This is a genomic window from Amycolatopsis sp. CA-211722 (assembly GCF_056828465.1).
The window spans coordinates 7091365-7111885 of the sequence record NZ_CP184752.1; the positions used below are offsets into that span (position 1 = coordinate 7091365).

General features: G+C 71.2%; 3 protein-coding genes. All 3 read left to right on the forward strand.

Annotated features, from left to right (window positions below; genetic code table 11):
• Nucleotides 1-651 precede the first annotated feature (651 nt).
• Genes ACOCEP_RS33395 through ACOCEP_RS33405 form a run of 3 tightly spaced genes read left to right on the forward strand, consistent with a single transcriptional unit; the run spans nucleotide 652 to nucleotide 20493 of the window.
• A complete protein-coding gene (locus ACOCEP_RS33395; protein ID WP_482333264.1) occupies nucleotides 652-867 on the forward strand; it encodes an MbtH family protein in 216 nt (71 codons plus the stop codon).
• Nucleotides 864-13274, forward strand: a complete 12411-nt coding sequence (locus ACOCEP_RS33400; protein ID WP_482333265.1) for an amino acid adenylation domain-containing protein — start codon at nucleotides 864-866, stop codon at nucleotides 13272-13274. The genes ACOCEP_RS33395 and ACOCEP_RS33400 overlap by 4 nt, the downstream gene beginning before the upstream one ends.
• The gene (locus tag ACOCEP_RS33405) at nucleotides 13264-20493 is read left to right on the forward strand and encodes an amino acid adenylation domain-containing protein (protein ID WP_482333266.1); all 7230 of its coding nucleotides are present in this window, start codon (nucleotides 13264-13266) and stop codon (nucleotides 20491-20493) included. The genes ACOCEP_RS33400 and ACOCEP_RS33405 overlap by 11 nt, the downstream gene beginning before the upstream one ends.
• The last annotated feature ends 28 nt before the right edge of the window (nucleotides 20494-20521 follow it).

A 20521-nucleotide genomic window follows, 5' to 3' on the forward strand; every position in this document is an offset into this window, starting at 1 on the left:
TTCGCACCCCTTAACTGACGCTGATCTCGAATTCTCGCTGCCGTCCGGCGGCGAACTCATGGCCGCGCGCGACTCGCGGAGAAGTCCCGGCGAAGGAACCGCCGACGCTGCGCTGATCAGTAAGTCCCGCGAGGTCTCCGCGACGAACTCATCGGCGACGCGAGAGAACCGGAAGCCGATTACGTGCATCACCTGATCGACCTAAACCATCGTCCTCGACGTCACAGAAAGCAAGCATGGAATCCGAGGTGTCGATTCGGGGCGATCAGTCCCGCTGGCGGGACAGCAGGACGTCAACCGGCCGGTCGGCGTGGTCGCGAGTGGCGAATGACGGTGGATCGCGACTTGCCACTCGCGACCGCGACACGCGCCACGTGACCGTCCTGAGAGTGCGGGCGAGTCCCGCTGGCGGGACAGTCGGCAAACCACCGGTAGCCCGCATTGACCACGCAGTGCCACCACTATTACCCTCAAACAAATAGTGGTCGGCGAATTGAGTCGCGGAAATTCTAACACGTAAGAATCGACTTGAATTCGCTGACGTTTCGATGAATTTTCGGACACCGGACAACGCGTTTTACGCGAAAATACCCGGCGGAGTGCGCGCACGCCGCGGCGTAGCCGTCCGGTCGAGCCATCCGAGAGGGAGACATGTCGTCTGGGTACAGCTATCTGGTCGTGCTGAACGACGAAGAGCAGTATTCCATCTGGTTCGCCGATCGCGAGCTGCCCGCGGGGTGGCGCGAAGAGGGAACCTCCGGAACCCGTGAGGAATGCCTGGACCACATCGAACGGGTATGGACCGACATGCGGCCGCTGAGCCTGCGCAGGCGCATGGCCGGCGACGACGTGATCGAGGCACGTTGACGACGGAGTCGAGGCAGCCCGCCGGGGACGGCACCCTCGCACCACTGCAGCGCCGTCTGTGGTTTCTCGAGCAGCTGGGCGACACCACGGCTTTCGCCACCACCACGAGTGTGCGCCTTCGAGGGCTGCTCGACCGGCGGGCGCTCGTCGAAGCCGTGCATGACGTCGTGCGGCGGCACCCCCGGCTCCAGGTCCGGTGCGTCGGCAGGGCCGGCGTACCGGACCTGACCACCACGGCCGCCGAAGACCTGCCCTGGCTGCACGTCGAGGCCGCGGGTATCGAGGCCGCGGCGCAGCTGGCCAGGAAGCTGACGACGGCACTGCGGGATCGTTTCTCGTTCGCGGCCGGGCTGGTCGCGCTCGCCCCGGACGATCACGTGCTCGTCCTGGTCGCGCACCAGGCCGCGACCGACGGCACCGGACTGGCCGGGTTGTGCGCCGAGATCGGCGCACGGTACGCGGGGACACCAGAGCGGCTCGCGAAGGCCGCCCCGGTGCCGCCGCCACCGGGGACCGACTGGATCGCGCGGCTGCGCTCGACCCCGGCCGCCGAGACCCCGGCCGACCTCCGCCGCCCCGCCACCTGGCGGTCGGCGGTCTCTTCTGTGCCGGTCCCGTTGCCGGACCGGGAGCTCTCGGTTCCCGCTGCCCTCGCCGCGACGCATACGGTGCTGGCGCGGCACTGCGGGCGCTGGGACGGTGTCGTCGGTGTGCACGAGGACGGCCGCACGGTGCCCGTGCCGCTGCCTTTCACCCGTGCTCTGTCCTTTCGCGACGCCGTCGCCGAAGCCGCCGCCCAGTACCGGGGCGCGAGCGGCGCGGACGCCGACGCTCTGGCCGAGGAGCTGGCGCCCGGCGCCGATCTGTCCCGGAACCCCTGGTTCGGTGTCGTGCTCGAGGTCGTCGACGAGGCGCCTGCCGACTTCGGCGCGCTCGACGCGCTGCCCCTCCGAACCGCCGACACCGCGACCCGTTACGACCTCGTCTTCCGGTTGCGGCGCGAAGCCGGTTCGACGACCGCCGAGCTGGTCTACGCGACGTCGCTGATCAGCGACCCGGCCGCGCATCGGCTGGCGGACCACCTCGGCGCCGTCCTCGCGGACGCCGCCGCGCGTCCGGACGCCCCGCTCGGCGGCCTCGTCCTGCTCAGCGACGCCGAGCGGGACGAGGTCCTGCCCGCGCCGCACGACACCGCGACCCGGCCGCCCGCCGGCACGATGGCCGAACTCGTCGACCTGCAGGCCCGCCGCAGCCCGGACGCGATCGCCGTCGAACACGAGGACGTCGAGCTCACCTACACGGAGCTGCTCGCCCGCGCCGACGCGGTGGCCGGCCGGCTGCGTGAACTCGGTGTGGTGCCGGGCGAACTGGTCGCGGTGGCGCTGCCCCGCGGCACCGACCTCGTCGCGACGCTGCTCGGGGTGCATCGGGCGGGCGCCGCCTATGTTCCGCTCGACCCCGAGCATCCGGCCGAGCGGCTCGGTTACGTGATCAACGATTCCGGGTCCCGTTTCCTGGTCACCTCCCGCACCGTCCGGAAAGGACTTCCGGCCACCGGCGCGACGGTCGTCGAGATCGAGCACCTGTCCGATATGGACTTCCCGACCGGGATGGCGCCCAGGTTCGCCACGCCCGGCGATCCCGCGTACGCGATCTACACCTCCGGCTCCACCGGGTTGCCGAAGGGCGTCCTGATCCCGCATCGCGCCCTCACCAACTTCCTGTGGTCCATGCGGGAACGGCCGGGGCTGGAACCCGGTGCCGTCCTGCCCGCGGTGACCACGGTGTCCTTCGACATCGCCGCGCTGGAGTTGTTCCTGCCGCTCATCGTCGGCGGCCGGGTGCTGGTCGCCGGCAAGGAAGCCGCGCGGGACCCGGAACTGCTCGCGTCCGTCCTCGAAAGCCGTGAGGCCCGGGTGCTCCAGGCGACGCCGGTCACCTGGCGGCTGCTGCTGGATTCGGGATGGCGCCCGCCGGCGGGGTTCACCGCGCTCTGCGGCGGCGAGCGGATGCCCCCGGAACTCGCGGAGCGGCTTTGCGCGGCCGGACTGCGGCTGTGGGACCTCTACGGCCCGACCGAGACCACGGTGTGGTCGTCGGTGACCGAGCTCTCCGACGGTGTCCCACATGCCTTCGCCGCCGTCGCCAACACCACGCTCTACGTTCTCGACGAGGGCATGGCCCCGGTGCCGCTCGACGGCGTCGGAGAGCTCTACATCGGCGGCGACGGGGTGGCACTGGGCTACCTCGGCCGGTCGAGGCTGACCGCGGAGCGTTTCGTGCCCGACCCCCAGCGCGGATACGGTGCGCGCCTGTATCGCACCGGCGACGTCGCGCGCCGTCGCGCGAACGGGGTCGTGGAGATCCTCGGCCGGACCGACGACCAGGTGAAGATCCGGGGTTTCCGGGTCGAGCCGGGTGAGATCGAGACGGTGCTGACGGCGAGCCCCGACGTAGCGACAGCCGTGGTGCACCCTGTCGGCGAGCAGCTGGTCGCCTACCTCTTGATGGCGGGAAACGCCCAACCGGACGACGCGGCCCTACGCGCGTTGTGCCTGCGTTCTCTGCCGCCGTACATGGTGCCCGCCCAGTTCGTCGTGGTGCGGGAGTTCCCGACGACGCCCAACGGGAAGATCGACCGGAAGGCGCTGCCCGCTCCCTCCGCCCCCGAACCCGCGCCGCGGACCGGGCGGGCGCCGATCACCCTCGCCGAGCATGTGGTGGCGAGGGTGCTGGGCGAGGTGCTGGGCCGTCGGATTCTGGGCGCCGACGACGACTTCTTCGCACTCGGCGGGCATTCCCTGCTCGCGATCCAGGCGATCAACCGGCTGCGCGGCGAATTCGGTGTCAATCTGTCGATCTCCGCGCTGTTCGAGACGCGCACGGTCGCGGGCCTGACCGCCCGGCTCACCACCGCCGCCAGTTCGCTGCCGCCCGTGCGCCCGGTCGCGCGGTCCGGTGCCGCTCCCCTTTCCTACGCGCAACAACGGATGTGGTTCATCCAGCAGCTCGACCCCACCGCGACGACCTATCTCGAGCCGCTCGCGGTCCGGCTGACCGGCCCGCTGGACCCGGCGCGGCTCGACGAGGCACTGACCCGGTTGTTCGAGCGGCACGAGATCCTCCGCACCGCCTACCCGGCCGATGCGGACGGCGTCCCGGTCCAGGTGATCGAGCCGCCGCGACGGCAGACCCTGGTGCTGGAACACGCCGCCCCCGGCGACATCCTCGCCGAGGAACTCGCCGAACCGTTCGACCTCGCGGCCGCTCCCCCGGTGCGGGTGCGGCTGACGCGCCTCGCCGACGACGACCACGTGGTCCTGTTCGTCCTGCACCACATCGCCACCGACGATCACACGAACACGGTGCTGGCCAAGGAGCTCACCGCGGCCTATCGTGGCGAGGCGCTGCCGGAGCCGCCGGTTCGGTATACCGATTACGCGGTGTGGCAACGGGAACGCATGACGGGCGACTTCCTCGAGGAGGAACTCGCCTACTGGCGTCACCGCCTCGCCGGGCTGGAAGCCACCGAACTGCCCACCGACCACCCGCGCGGCGTGGTCCGCGACACCGACGGTGCCGCGGTCAGGTTCACCGTCGGCGCGGATGTCGTGAACGAGCTCCGCCGGATCGGGCGCGCGCACGAGGCGACCCCGTTCATCACGCTGATCTCCGGCTTCTTCGGGCTCCTGCGGCGCTACACCGGGAACACCGATCTCGCCGTCGGCATCCCGGTGTCCGGCCGGGGCCAGCCGGAGATCGAGGACGTCGCCGGCCTGTTCGTGAACACGATCGTGCTCCGCGCCCGCTTCCCGGAACAGGCCTCCTTCACCGAGCTGCTCGCCGCCGTCCGGGACAGCGCGATCACCGCGTACCCGCACTCGGACGTCCCGTTCGACCTCGTCGTCGAGGACGTGGCGCCGGATCGCGACCTGTCCAGGAATCCGCTCTTCGGCACGTTGTTCACCATGCACCCGGCCGCCGACGACGTCGGCTTCGACCTGCCCGGTCCGGCCGGGGCGAAGTTCGACATCGGCTGTCACGTGACCGAACGGCACGACGGCGGTCTGGACGGCCGGATCGACTACGCGACCGCGTTGTTCGAAGAGGACACCGCCCGGCGGTTCGCCGGGCATTTCGTCCGTCTGCTGACCGAAGTGGCGCGGAATCCGGAAGTCCCGGTCGAACGGATCACGTTCGACGACGGCGACGCGCACCGCGACTTCGCGCAGGGCCCGGCCGCGCCGGAGACCCGCACCGTGCCGGAGATGATCGCCGCCCGGGCTCGGGACACGAACGGTGTCGCGGTCCGCTCGGGCGGCACCGAAACCACCTTCCGCGCGCTGGACCGCGCGGCCAACCGGCTCGCGCACCGGCTCCGCGAACTCGGCGCGGGCCCTGGCCGGTTCGTGCTCGTCCGGCTGCCGCACGACACCGGCCTCGTCGTCGCGCTGCTCGCGGTACTGAAATCCGGCGCCGCCTACATCCCGCTGGACTTCACCCATCCGCTGGAACGGCTGGACATCGCGCTGAAGGACATCGCCGACGCGATCGTCATCGCCCCGGCGGGCACGCTCCCGGAGCCGCCCGCCGGTGTCACCGTGCTGACGCCCGACGACGCGGCCGAACGCGTCCGGATCGAGAACCTGCCGGGTACCGCGCCCGAGGCCGGGATCTCCGCGGACGACCTCGCCTACGCCGTGTACACCTCAGGCTCGACCGGACGCCCGAAGGCGGCGATGGTCACCCACGGCGGCCTGGCCAACTACACGCGTTGGGCAGTAGGCGAACTACGTCCCGCGGGTGGCTCACCGCTGCACACCTCTCTCGCCTACGATCTCGCTCTGACCGCGCTCTACCCGGTGCTCGCCGCGGGCGCCACGGTCGACATGGTGGACGGTACCGAGGCCGGGGCCGACGCACTCGCCGAGGCGATGACCCGCCGGAACGGTCCGTATGGGCTCGTCAAGCTCACGCCGACGCACCTGAACCTGCTCGCCGGGACCCTACCGGCCTCCGCGTTCCGCGCCACCCGCTCGTTGGTGGTCGCGGGCGAGGAGCTGCGCGGCGAGCAGCTGTCCCGCTGGGCCGAGCACGCGCCGAAGACCCGCGTGGTCAACAGCTACGGCCCCAGTGAGATCTCGGTGGCCTGCTGCGCGTTCAGCGCCGAGGCCGGTGATCTGGAGCCCGGTCCCGTGCCGATCGGTGGCCCGCTCCCCGGCACCACCGCGTACCTGCTCGACGACGCGCTGCGCGAGGTCCCGCTCGGCGTGGTCGGCGAGATCCATGTCGGCGGCCGGGGCGTCGGCCGGGGCTACCTCGGTGAGCCCGGACTCACCGCCGACCGGTTCGTGCCCGATCCGTTCTCCGCCGAACCGGGTGCCCGCATGTACCGGACGGGTGACCTCGCCCGCCGGACGCGCGAGGGCGTGCTCGTCTTCGTCGGCAGGCGCGACAGTCAGGTGAAGATCCGCGGATTCCGGGTCGAGCCGGGCGAGGTGGAGAGCGCGCTCACCGCGCACTCCGCCATCCGTGCCGCGGCGGTGGTCGTCGACCGCACGGATCCGGGCAACCCGCGGCTGGCCGCTCATCTGGTCGCCGATCCCGGAGAGCACGCGACCGTCGCCGAGCTCCGGACCCACCTCGCCGAACGTCTTCCGGCGCACATGGTGCCGACGCTGTGGGGCACCTTGCCCGAACTTCCCTTGCTGGGTAACGGAAAAGTGGACAGGCTGGCGCTGCCGCGACTCCGTCCGGACACCGGCGGCGGCCAAGGTGGTGCCGAGCCGAGGACCCCGGCGGAGCGGGAGATCGCCGACGTCTGGGGCGAACTGCTCGACGTCGAGCGGGTCTCCCGGGACGCCAGGTTCTTCGACCTGGGCGGACAGTCGCTGCTCGCCACCCGGATGGCGGTGCGCCTGCGGGAACGGTTCGGCGTCCCGATGTCCGTACGGGACGTCTTCGCCGCGCAGACCGTCGGTGCCCTCGCCCGGCTCGCGGGCGAGCGGTCCCTCGCGCTGGTCAACGATCGGTTCGGCTTCCATGAGCCGAAGAGCGCGGCAGAAGAGGAACGCCTCGTCACGGGTCCGGCGATCCGGCCGGTACCGCGTACCGGCGCGCTCCCGCTGTCCTTCGCCCAGCAGCGTCTCTGGTCGCTGGAGCAGATGTCCCCTGGCGGGGTCGAGTATCTGGTCGCGACCGTGCTGCGGCTACACGGCCCGATACGGCCGCGCGAACTCGCCGCGGCGTTCGACCGGGTGATCGCCCGGCACGAGGTGCTGCGCACCCGCTATGTGGCCGCGCCCGGCTCCGCGCCGGTCCAGGTGGTGGACCCGGCGCCGGAGCGGATCATCTTGACGCCCCAGGACGGTGATCCGCACGACGTCGTCGCCGCGGAACTCGGTGTCCCGATCGACCTGGCCACCGGTCCGGTGCTCCGCGTACGGCTGGTCCGCACCGGCACCGACGAACACACTCTCGTCCTCGTCCTGCACCATATCGCGATCGACGCGTGGTCGATGGACAACCTGGGCGCGGAGCTCCGGGCGGCGTACCTGGGTTCCGACACCCCGCCTCCCCCGGTGCAGTACGCGGATTTCGCGGTCTGGCAACGGGAGCGGCTCACCGGACCGCTGCTGCGCGAACTGGTGGACTACTGGCGGGCCCGGCTGGACGGCCTGGAACCCACCGAACTCCCGGCCGACCGCCCGCGCGCGGCCGTGCGCGATCCGCGCGGGGCGGTGCACCGGTTCCGGGTCCCGGCGGAGCAGGCAGGCGCCGTGGAAGAGCTGGCACGTACCACCGGCGGCACTCCGTTCACCGTCTTCCTCAGCGCTTTTTTCGCTTTGCTCGCACGGTATTCCGGCCGCACCGACCTCGCCGTCGGGGTGCCGGTCTCCGGCCGCGACGAAGCCGCGTTGGAAGAGCTGATCGGGTTCTTCTCGAACACCGTGGTGCTGCGTGCGGACCTCACCGGCCGGACGACGTTCACCGAACTGGTCAAGCAGGTGCAGGACACCGCCATCGAGGCGTACGCACACGCGGAACTCCCCTTCGACAGGCTGGTCGAGGAGCTGGCGCCGGAGCGCGATCTGTCCCGGAACCCGTTGTTCCAGGTGCTCTTCGCCTACCGTGAGGACACCACCGGCCGGTTCGATCTCCCGGGCGTGCGCGTCGAAACGGTGCCCGTGCCGTCGCGCACCGCGAAGTTCGACCTGACCTTGGAGCTGACCAGGACCGCGGACGGCGCGCTCGACGGGGAACTGGAGTACGCGACGGCGCTCTTCGACCCGGACACCGTCGAACGGCTGGCAGCGCACTACGTGAAGCTTCTGCGCGAGGCGGTCGGAAGCCCGGACACCGCCGTCGAAGGATTGCCGCTGGTGGAGGCCGCCGAAATCCGCGCGCTGACCGGCGACGCGGGCGTCCGGCCCTTCGGCGGGGGCGTCGGTGAGCTGATCGCGCGCCAGGCGCTGGAGACACCGGACGCCGCCGCGGTCTCCGAAGGCACGGCCGGATTGAGCTACCGGGAGCTGGACGACGCGGCGAACCGGTTCGCCCACCATCTGCGGGCCGTGGGCGTACGGCCCGGGCACGTGGTCGGTGTCTGCCTGCCCCGGCGGGCGGACCTCGTGGTGGCCCTGCTCGGTGTGCTGCGTGCCGGCGCCGCCTACCTGCCGCTCGATCCGGCGCATCCCGCGGAGCGGCTGAAGAGGCTCGTCGACGACGCGAGCGTCCAGGTCGTGGTGGCCGACGACGACCGGCTGCGGAGCACCGAGGTCACCATCGTGCCGCCGTCGCCTCCGGAGATCGCCGGTCTCCCCGCGGACGTCGCGCCGTCGGTGACCGACCCGGAAGCGGTCGCCTACGTGCTCTACACGTCAGGCTCGACCGGACGGCCGAAGGGCGTCGCCATCCCTCACCGAGGACTCGCGAACGTGGTGCTGGCGATGATCGAGCAGTACCGCTTCGGCCCGGAAGACCGGGTGCTGCAGAAGACTTCCGTCAGCTTCGACGCCTCGGTGTGGGAGTTCTTCGTACCGCTGGTCTCGGGCGGCACGCTGGTGCTCGCGGCGCCGGGCGCCGAACGGGATCCCGCCGTACTCGTCGCCGAACTGGCCGAGCGCGGGATCACCACGATCCAGGGGGTCCCCTCGCTCTTCCGGTTGCTGGCCGAGGAACCCGGGCTACGCCGCTGCACCTCGCTGCGGCGGGTGTTCTCCGGCGGGGAACCGCTGGGGCGGGAACTCGTCGCCGCGCTGCGTTCCGCGCTGCCGCGGGCCGACGTCGTCAACCTCTACGGCCCGACCGAATGCTCGATCAACGCGACCACCTGGACCGCGGGCGACGACGACGCCACGACCGTCCCGATCGGCGAACCCGTCGCCGGGATGCGGGCGACCGTCCGGTCCGCCGGCGGGGAACTGAATCCGGCCGGCGTGCCGGGAGAGCTGTATCTCGGCGGCGAAGGGCTGGCCCGGGGCTACCTCGGCGATCCCCGCCTCACCGCGGAGCGGTTCGTTCCGGATCCCTACGGCCCGCCAGGGGCGCGTGCCTACCGCACCGGTGACCGGGCACGGCGCCGGGCGGACGGCCCGCTGGAATTCCTCGGCCGGGACGACCACCAGGTCAAGGTGCGGGGTGTCCGTATCGAACTCGGGGAGGTCGAGCACGCGATCGGCGGTCACGAGAAGGTCGCCGCGGTCGTCGTCGTCCCCCGCGTCGGACCCGAGGGATCCCGGGAACTGGCCGCGTATCTGGTACCACGCGGAACCGCGCCCGATCACGAGAGCCTGCGCGCGTACCTGCTCGCCCGGCTACCCGAACCGTATCTGCCGAGCGTGTTCGTGACGCTGGACAGGCTGCCGCTGACCACCAGCGGCAAGGTCGACCGGGCGGCGCTGCCCGAGCCGTCGCGTTCGGTGCGGACCACCGCCGCGGCGACGCCGCGCAAACCCGAAGAGCAACTCGTGGCCGCGGCGATGGCCGAACTGCTGGACCTGCCCGATGTCGGCGTCGACGACGACTTCTTCGCGCTGGGCGGGCATTCGCTGCTCGCGATCCGGCTCGCGAGCCGGATCCGCGCGGTCGGGGCGGAGATCGCGGTCCGGGACGTCTTCGACGCGCGCACCCCGGCCAGGCTGGCCGCCAAGATCTCGCACTCGTCCCGTTCGGACCGGCTCGCTCCCGCCGGTCCGGCGATCGTCCGGTCCGAACAGGACGGCCCGGCCCCCCTGTCGTCGACACAGCTTCGTCTGTGGCTGCTGGAACGCCTCGACCCCGAAGCGGCCCGCTACCAGATGAGCCTCGTCCTGCGGTTGCGCGGCGAACTCGACGTCGACGCGCTCGAGACGGCGCTGGCCGCCCTGCGCGAGCGGCACGAAATCCTGCGTACGCGGTACCCGGCAGGCGAGGACGGTACCCCTGAGCAGGTGGTCGAGCCGAACGGGCCGGTCCACGTGCCGGTGATGAAACTGGACGAGGAAGCGGGCCTCGCCCGGTTCGTGCGAACGCTGGTCACCGAGCCGTTCACGCTCACCGACCGGGCGCCGTTCGCGCCGCATCTGATCCGGCTGGATGAACAGGACCACGTCTTCGTCCTGGTGACACACCATATCGCCGGCGATGGCTGGTCCGAGGAGATCCTGATCAAGGAGCTCTCGCTGCTTTATCGCGAGGCCCGTGGCGGCACCGCGGCCGGGCTGGAGCCACCCGCCCTGCAGTACGCCGACTACGCCCGCTGGCAACGTGCTTACCTCACCGAAGACGTCATCGAGCGGGAGCTCGCTCATTGGCGGGAAGAGCTCTCCGGACTCGAACCGCTCGAATTGCCCGCCGATCGGCCCCGCGACCGCGGCCGGGACTTCGCGGCGTCCGCGGTGCGGGTCACGCTGCCCGCTTCCGTGGCGGGTCCGCTGACCGCGCAGGGCCGAGAGCAGGACGCCACACCGTTCATGACGCTGTTCGCCGTCTTCCTCGCCACCCTGCGCCGCTACACCGGCGGAGAGGATCTCGCCGTCGGGACGGTCATCGCCGATCGGGCCAGGCCGGAGCTCAGGGATCTGGTCGGCCCCTTGCTGAACACCGTGATCGTGCGCGTCGACCTCTCCGACGATCCGTCGCCCGCCACCCTGTTCGCCCGGGTACGAGACGTGGTTCTCGACAGCGTCGAACACGCCCACCTGCCTTTCGACCGCGTGGTCGAGGAACTCGCCCCGCAGCGGGAACACGGCCGTTCTCCGCTGGTGGACGTCAGTTTCGGCCTGCGGGAGACACCGTTGGCGACACCGCGGCTGGACGGGCTCGTCACCGAACGCCCGCCATCGGGCTACAACGCGGCGAAGTTCGATCTCACGCTGCTGCTCACCGCGGACGGCGACGGCGGCTACGAGATGGAGTTCGAGTACGCCGAAGCGTTGTTCTCGCGGGAGATGATCCAGCGGTTCGCCGGGCATTTCGCCGAACTGGCCGGGTCGATGGCCGTCCGGCCCGCGCTGCGGCTGAGCGGCCAGACGATGGTGGGCCGGGCCGAACGAAGGGTGCTGCTCCACGAGTGGAGCAGGACTCCGGGCACCACCACGCTGGACCAGGAGTGCGTACCGTCGGCGTTCGCCGAGCAAACGGCCCGCACGCCGCACGCGATCGCCGTCGTCAGTGACGCCGGGAACCTGACCTATACCGAACTCTCCGGCCGGGCCAGGGCGCTGAGCCAGCGGCTGCTGATGGCGGGGGTGTACCCGGAGGCACCGGTGGCGGTGCTGATGGAGCGTTCCCCGTCGGCGATCGTCGCGCTGCTGGCGGTGCTGCAGGCGGGCGGGATCTACGTGCCGCTGGATCCCGACCAGCCAGCCGAACGGCTGAACCTCATGCTGGACGACCTCTCCCCCGCGGCCATCGTCACCGAGCGCCGGTTCCTCGACCGGGTCCGCGAACTGGACGCGCCGGTGGTGGCGGTCGACATCGTCGCGGACGTCCCCCCGATGGATCTTCCCCCGGAGGATCCGGATCGCCTGGCGTACATGATCTACACCTCCGGCTCCACCGGAAGCCCGAAGGCCGCGATGGTCGGTCACGGCGCGTTCGCGCACCACTGCCGGGTGGCGTCCGAGGTGTTCGGCACCGGCCCCGCCGACCGTGTGCTGTTCTTCGCCCCCTTGACGTTCGACCCGTCGGTGGAGCAGATGATCGCGCCACTGCTGGTCGGCGGGACCGTCGTGGTCAGCGAACCGGGGATCACCGCGCCCGCCGCGTTCGCCGACCGGATCGCGGAGTACGGCGTCACCCAGGTGGCGATCGCCCCGGCGTACTACCGCGAAGTCGTCGGGACACTCCAGCCGCACGATCCGCGGCTGGCCTCCCTGCGGCTGATGATCGTCGCCGGGGACGTGGTGACCCGCGACGACGCGCGCCGGTGGCTCGCGATCGGCGCGGCCGCGGAATTCGTCTGTCTCTACGGGCACACCGAGACCACGATCTTCGGGACGACCTACCGGGCAACGGCCGCGGAGGTCTCGGACGGTCCCGGCGAGACCGCGCTGCCGATCGGCCGTCCGATCCCGCACACCCGCGTGTACGTCCTCGACGAGGCGATGAACCCCGTCCCGGTCGGGGTCACCGGCGAGGTCTACTTCGGCGGTGACCGGCTCGGCCGCGGCTACCGGCATCGTGCGTCGCTCACGGCGAGCCGGTTCGTGCCCGATCCGTTCGGCGACGAACCGGGCGCGCGGCTCTACCGGAGCGGCGACCGGGCCCGGTACCGGAAGGACGGCCTGATCGAGTTCCTCGGCCGGGTGGACAACCAGGTCAAGATCCGGGGCTTCCGCGTCGAACTCGGTGAGATCGAGGCGGCGCTGACCAGGCATCCCGAAGTGCACGAGGCGGCCGCCGCCGTGCATCGGCTGCAAACCGGGGAACGCAGGCTGGTGGGCTACGTCGTACCGCTGGGCGCGGCGCCGTCGATCGCGGCGCTTCGCGATCACCTGCGCGAGAGGCTGCCCGAGCACATGGTGCCGGCGACCTTCGTGACGCTGCCCGCCCTGCCGAAGTTCACCAGCCAGAAGATCAACCGCAAGGCGTTGCCGGTGCCCGGCCCGGACGAGTTCGGCGAGGACGAGTTCGTGGCCCCGCGCGACGAGATCGAGGAGGCGATCGCCCAGGAATGGGCCGAGGTCCTCGGTCTCCCCCGGGTGAGCGTGCTCGGCACGTTCTTCGACCTCGGCGGGCATTCGCTGCTCGCCACCCGGCTGATGACCCGCCTGCAACGCCGGTTCGGCCTCGAAATCCCGCTCCGGACGCTGTTCGAAGCCACGACCGTCGCGGCGCAGGCCACCGCACTAGAGGAACTCGCCGAAGCGGAGGCAGCGCCCGAGGAGTCTCCCCTACCGGAGGAAAGTGACCATGAGCACTGACATGCCCGAGCGCAAGAAGACCCGCGGCGCCCAGCTTCTGCGTGACCGGTTGCGCCGTCAGTCCGGATCCGGAGAGACGGCGGGCCGGGGGATCCCGGTCGCGCCGCGGGACGAGCCGCTTCCGCTTTCGTTCGCGCAGCGCCGGATGTGGGTACTGGACCAGCTCCGCCCGGGTGGCACCGAGTACCTGCTGCCGATGGTCTTCCGGCTGCGCGGCGAGCTTTCCGCCGCCACCATGGAGAACGCGCTGACGGAACTGGTGCGCAGGCACGCCATCCTGCGCACCAGGTACGCGGTGGACGCCGAGGGCGAGCCGGTGCAGGTCGTACTCGAAGACCCGGCCGTCGAATTCGCCGTCGTCCCGGCGGACGAGTCCACAGTGGACGCTCTGGTGGCGGCGGAGTCGGTGCGGCCGTTCGATCTCGCCGAAGGCCCCGTCGTGCGGGCACGGTTGTTCCGGCTCGCGCCCCAGGACCACGTGCTGGCCATCGTGGCGCACCACATCGCGGCGGACGGCTGGTCGGGCAGTCTCCTCGCCCGGGACCTCGCCGACCTCTGCCTGGGCAGGTCACTGCCGGAGCCCGAGCTGCGATACGGGGATTTCGCCGCTTGGCAACGGAAGCACGCCGACGATCCCCGGTTGGAACGCGAGCTCGGCTACTGGCGTGAGCAGCTCGACGGCCTCCCCGTCCTCGAACTGTCCACCGACCGTCCCCGCCCGCCGGTCTGGGAGCCCTCGGGCGAAACGGTGAGCTTCGAGATCCCGGCCGCCGTCGGCGCCAAGGCGGGCGAGCTGGCCGCGGCGAACCAGGGCACCCCGTTCATGGTCTACCTGGCGGCGTTCTGGTCGCTGTTGCACCGCTACACCGGCATGACCGATTTCGGCGTCAGCACCCCGATCGCCGGTCGCAATCACCCGGACGTCCAGAATCTCGTCGGGCTGTTCGTCAACACCTTGGTGCTGCGCGCCGATCTGGCGGACGACCCGACGTTCACCGAATTGGTCGGCCGGGCTCGTACGACCGCGATCGACGCGTACGCCCATCAGGACGTGCCCTTCGAGCGGATAGTCGACGCGCTGGTGGACGAACGGGATCTCTCCACCCATCCGTTGGTGGGCGTGAACTTCATCCTGCAGAACAACGAGCCGTTCCGGTTCGAGGCCGGCGCGCTCACCGGCGAACTGATGCCGATCGCGTCGAGCCAGGCCAAATTCGACCTGACCTGGACGCTGGAAGAGCGTGAAGACGGCTCTGTCGCGGGTGAAGCGACTTTCCCGCACTCGCTCTTCGACGCCTCGACCGTGCGCCGGATGGCCGGGCACTTCGTCCGGCTGCTGGAAGCCGCGGTGACCAGGCCGGACACCAGGGTCGCCGATCTGCCGTTGCTGAGCGAGCAGGAGACCGCGCGGTCGCTGCCACCGGCCGCCGGCACCGCGCCCGACGGTCCCTGCCTGCACGAGTGGTTCGCCGAGCACGTCCGGGCGCGGCCCGACGCGATCGCGCTGACCTCGGGCGAGACGCACCTCGGCTACGCCGAACTGGACGTCAGGGCCAACCGGCTCGCCCACCGGCTCCGGGCGCTCGGCGCGGGTCGCGAGGACCTCGTCGCGTTGTGCCTGCCGCGCGGGGTGAACCAGATCGTCGGCATCCTCGCCACGCTCAAGGCGGGCGCGGCCTACCTCCCGCTGGACCCGGCGCATCCGGCCGACCGGATCGAGTTCGTCGTCCGTGACTCCGCCGCACGCGTGGTGGTGACCGAGCAGGCGCTGACCGGGCTCGTCACCGCGGACGACGTCGTCGTGCTGGACTCCCCCGAGGAACAGGCGCGTCTGGAGGAACTGCCCGCGAGCGCCCCGGTCGTCTCGGCGACGCCCGACGACCTCGCCTACGTCATCTACACCTCGGGATCGACCGGCAGGCCCAAGGGCGTCCAGGTCACCCACGCGAACGTGGTCCGCCTGCTGACAGCGAACGAACAGGAGTACGGCTTCGGCCCGGACGACGTCTGGCCGCTGTTTCACTCCTACGCCTTCGATGTCTCGGTGTGGGAGCTGTGGGGCACGTACATGTACGGCGGCAGGCTGGTCGTGGTGCCACAGGAGGTCACCCGGTCGCCGTGGGACTTCGCGAAGCTGCTGGCCGATCAGGGTGTCACGGTGCTCAACCAGACCCCGTCGGCCTTCCGCAATCTCGTGGAACTCACCCGTGAAGGCGACTCGCAGCTGGACGACCTCGACCTCAGGCTGATCATCTTCGCGGGCGAGATGCTCGAAGTCGCCATGCTCGCCCCCTGGTGGGAGCGCTTCGGCGACACCCGCCCGGTGATGGTGAACAAGTACGGCATCACCGAGACGACGGTGCACGTCACCTACCGCGCACTGTCCACAGTGGATCTCGATGGCGCGCGCAGCCCCATCGGGCGGCCGATGCGCGACCTGACGATGTACGTGCTGGACGAGCGGATGCGCCCCGTCCCCGTCGGTGTCCCAGGCGAGCTCTACGTCGGTGGCCCCGGCGTGACCCGCGGCTATCTCGGCCGTCCCGGCCTCACGGCGCAGCGCTACGTGCCGGACCCGTTCGGCCCGGCGGGCGCGCGGCTGTACCGCTCCGGAGACAAGGCGCAGGTGCTCGCCAACGGGGACATCAACTTCCTCGGCCGGTTCGACGACCAGGTGAAGATCCGCGGGTTCCGGATCGAACTCGGCGAGGTCCAGGCCTGCCTCGCCGACCACCCGGAGGTGGATACCGCGGTGATCGTGGTGCACGAATCCGCACCGGGCGACCGCCAGCTGGTGGCCTACGTGGTGCCGTCCCCCGGCGCCGTGATCACACCGGGGGAACTGCGCGCGCACGCCTCGGACCGGCTACCCGGCTACATGGTCCCGTCGCTGTTCATCAGCCTCGACAAACTGCCGCTCACGGTCAACGGCAAGATCGACCGGCGCGCCCTGCCCGCGCCGGACCGGTCCTTGCAGGAAGCGGAAACGACCTACGTCCCGCCCCGCACTTCCACCGAGGAGGTACTGGCCCGGCTGTTCGCCGAGATCCTCGACCTGCCCCGGGTCGGCGTGCACGATCCGTTCTTCGCCCACGGCGGCGACTCGATCCTCGCCGTGCGGCTGGTCGGCAGGCTCCGCAGCGCGGGCTTCGAGTGCTCGGTACAGGACCTGTTCCGGCATCAGACCGTCGCCGAACTCGCGGCCGCCGGCTCCGACGACCCGAATGGCACCGAATTCAGCGGCACCGCGCCGTTCGCGCTGATCTCGGCCGACGACCGCGCGAAGATCCCGGCCGGGATAGCGGACGCGTACCCGATGGCGCAGATGCAGGCCGGGATGGTCTACGAGATGTACGCCGATCCGGGGCGGAACAACTACCACAACATCACCACGTACATGATCCGCGAAGACGGCTCCTACGACCCGGCCGCCGTCGCGAAGGCCGTCGAAAAGGTGATCGCCGAGCATGAGATCCTGCGCACTTCGTTCGATCTCTCGAACTACGCCGAACCCATGCAGCTCGTCCACGAGACCGCGCAGGTCGAGTTCGACCACTGGGACCTCCGCGGCCTCTCCTCCGACGAGCAACGGCGATACATGGACGAATTCCGCGCCCGTCAGCGGGAGCGGCTGTTCGATCTGGCCGAAGCGCCGCTGATCCGCTTTCACGCGCACCAGCTCAGCGACGACCGCTGGCTGCTGTCGGAGACCGAGTGCCATTCCATTTTGGACGGCTGGAGCCACAACTCGATCATCTCCGAGCTGGTCGCCCACTACCGTGCGATCCGCGACAGCTCGCCCGCCCCCGCGGGCAGCCCCCGCACCGTGCGCTTCGCCGACTTCATCGCTCAGGAGCAGCGCAGCCTGGCCGATCCGGCCGACCACGAGTTCTGGGCGGACCGGACCTCGCGGGCGACCCCGCTGCTGATCCCGCGGGAGTGGGCGGCCCCCGACGGCCCCGAGGACTACCACCTGCGTATCCGGTACCGCGACCTGGAAGCGGGGCTGCGCAAGCTCGCCGACGTGTCCGGCGCCTCGCTCAAGGCCGTCCTGCTCGCCGCGCATGTCGCGGTCTGGCACACGGTGACCGGCGGCGAGGCGGTCTACTCGGGCCTGGTGTGCAACGGCCGCACCGAGGTCGAAGGCGGCGACCTGGTCCGCGGCATGTTCCTCAACACGGTCCCGTTCGTCTCGCCCGCCGCGGGCGCGGGCAGCTGGCGGGAACTGGTGAGCGCGGTGTTCGCCGAAGAGGTCGCTCTCTGGCCGCACCGCCGGTACCCGATGCCGGAGATGCGGCACCGGTTCGCCGGCGGCGGACGGCTGTTCGACGTCGCCTTCAACTACCTCAACTTCCACGTGCTGGACCGGGAGGCGGTGGACACCGACGGCAGCACCGACGTCTCACTCAACGAATTCCCGCTGTGCGCCCTGACCGAAGCCGGCGACCTGATCCTGGTGGCGAAATCCGCCTGGATCGGGCGTCGGTACACCGAAATGCTGGCCGAGATGTACCGGAACGTGCTGGAGGCGATGGCCGCGGACCCGGACGGCGCCGCCACGGCGCCGCTGCCGGACGGCGAATGCGACCGGCTCGTCGCCGAGGGGCGCGGACCCAGCCTGCCCACGGATGACCGGTCCGTGACCGAGCTCGTCGCCGACCGGATCCTGGAGAGCCCGGACGCGGTCGCGGTCGAAGCGGGCACGGAACGGCTCACCTACCGGGAGCTGGACGCCCGTGCCGACGTGATCGCCGCACAGCTGGCCGCGGCGGGCGCACGGCCAGGGGACCTGGTGGGCGTGGCCTTGCCACGCGTCCCGGATCTCGTGGCGAGCGTCGTCGGGATCCTGCGGCTCGGCGCGACCTATGTCCCCGCCGATCCGGGGCACCCGGTCGAGCGCGTCACCTCGGTGCTGAGCGACGCCGGGGTCCGGATCGTCCTGACCACCGACGACGTCGCCAAGCGGCTGCCGGCGGACGGACCGCGAGCCCTGGTACCCGCTCGCGGCGCCGTGGACGGGGCCGGACCGCGCCACCGGCCGGATCCGGACGCGCTCGCCTATGTGGTGCACACGTCCGGCTCGACCGGGCGCCCCAAGGGGGTGATGGTGCGGCACGGCGCGCTGGCCGCACGGGTCGCCGCGCTGCGCCTCGACATCGAGCTCGAAGCCTCCGACGTGGTCGTCAGCGTCGTGCCCGCGATCGTGGACGTCTGGCAGCTGGACGTGTTCGCCGCCCTGGCCAGCGGCGCCAAGCTGGTCCTTGCCGGTGAGGACGCCGCCCGCGACCCGCTGGCGCTGGCCAGGGTGCTGCGCTCGTCGGGCGCGACCTTCATGCAGGCCTCGCCGACGACGTGGCGGTTGCTGTCCGAATCCGGCTGGACCGCGCCGCGCGGCTTCCGCCGGGTGTCCGGCGGTGAGTCGATGGGCGCGGACCTCACCGCGCGGCTGGCCGCGGACGACGCGACGCTGTGGGACATGTACGGCCCCGCCGAGGCGACGGTCTACTGCTTCGGCACCCGTCACCACGGCGACGCGGCACCGCGCTGGCACGCCGCCGTGAACACCCGCGTCTATCTGCTCGACGACCGGCTGCGGCCGGTACCCGAAGGAGTGGCCGGCGAGATCCACATCGCCGGAGAAGGTCTGGCGCGCGGCTACCTCGGCCGTCCGGCGACCACGGCCGGGGTGTTCCTGCCCGATCCGTACGGGGATCAGCCCGGCGCGAGGATGTACGCGACCGGCGACCTCGCTCGTCGCGGTCGTGACGGCGGGGTGGAGATCCTCGGCCGCCGCGACCACCAGCTGAAGGTACGCGGCTTCCGCGTCGAACTCGGCGAGATCGAGCACGTGCTGGCGGCGCATCCGGACGTCCGCGCCGTCGTGGTGCAGCCGGTGGCCGGCGAGGCCGGTCCTCGGCTGGCCGCGCACCTCGTCCTGCACGAGGGCACGGACTCCGTGGCGGAGATCCACGAACACGCGGTCCGCTCGCTACCGGCGTACATGGTGCCGACGTACTTCGTCCCGGCGACGTCGCTCCCCCGGCTGGCCAACGGCAAGGTGGACCGGGCAGCGCTGACGTTGTCCGACGCCGAACCCGCCGCGGTCACGACGACGTCCGCACCGCCGGAGGGTCCGGTCGAGGCGGCGATCGCCGCGACCTGGGCCGAACTGCTCGGGCTCGGCACGGTCGGCCGCGACGACGACTTCTTCGCCCTCGGCGGGCACTCGCTCCTGATGCTGCGGCTGGTCGCCCGGCTCGGCCGCGAGAACGGCATCGAGATCACCTTCGCCGACATCCTGGAGAAACGGACCGTGCGGCGGCTCGCCGAAGCCGTCGGCCATCGGGGTGAGCGGGGCCCGCGCGCGCTGTACTGGCTGAACACCGAGGGCGCCGGCACGCCGCTGTTCTGCCTGCACCCCGGTGGTGGCAGCGCGCACTGGTTCCGCGAACTCGCGGACGAGTACGCCGGACGGCGTCCGGTGGGCGCCTTCGAATGGCCGGGGCTGCACGGCGATCTCGAGGTCCCGGGCACGGCCGCCGAGATCGCCGCGCGCTACCTGGCCGAGATCGACGCCTCCGGTGTCGAAGGACCGCTCAACATCCTCGGCTGGTGCGGCTCCAGCGGCATCGCCTGGGAGATGGCACGCCGGCTTCACGAAAGCGGGCGGCCGCACCGGCTGGTCCTGCTCGACGCGTTCGACGACGTCGTCTCCACTCACGACGGCCGCCTCCTGGACAACCTCGATGTGCTGCGCCGGGCTCGCAAGGTGTTCGACTCGCTCGGCGACGCGGACCCCGGCTCGAGGCCCGCCCGGCACAGTGAACTGGAGACGGTGCTCCGCGAACTGGTCGAAGACGGCGACGCGGTGCTCGGCGACCTGCTCGGCGACATCACCGGCGACAAGGACCTCAACCAGGCATGGGGCCTGCGACTGCGCTCCTGGAGCGATCTGCTGGAGGCCCGCACCCAGCACCGGTTCACCGAGTACGCGGGCCGAGTCGATCTGATCGTCTGCGAGGACCTGTCCCATGACCGCTACCGGGAGACGTTCGGCAGGTCGTTCGAGGACTACCTGGACGGCTGGCGGCGGCTGGCCGTCGGCGGCCTGCGGGTGCACCGGGCGACCGGTGACCACGTCGGGGCCCTGCGCCCGCCGCACGTCGGCTCCCTCGCGGCCACGGTGACCACGATCCTGTCCGACGACCACACGGGCTGAGCCCGCCGAACCACCAACGAAAGGTTCC

Bases quoted from the DNA above. Each gene is read 5' to 3' on its own strand.
- ACOCEP_RS33405 (WP_482333266.1), top strand. From the start codon at position 13,264: ATGAGCACTGACATGCCCGAGCGCAAGAAGACCCGCGGCGCCCAGCTT.
- ACOCEP_RS33395 (WP_482333264.1), top strand. From the start codon at position 652: ATGTCGTCTGGGTACAGCTATCTGGTCGTGCTGAACGACGAAGAGCAG.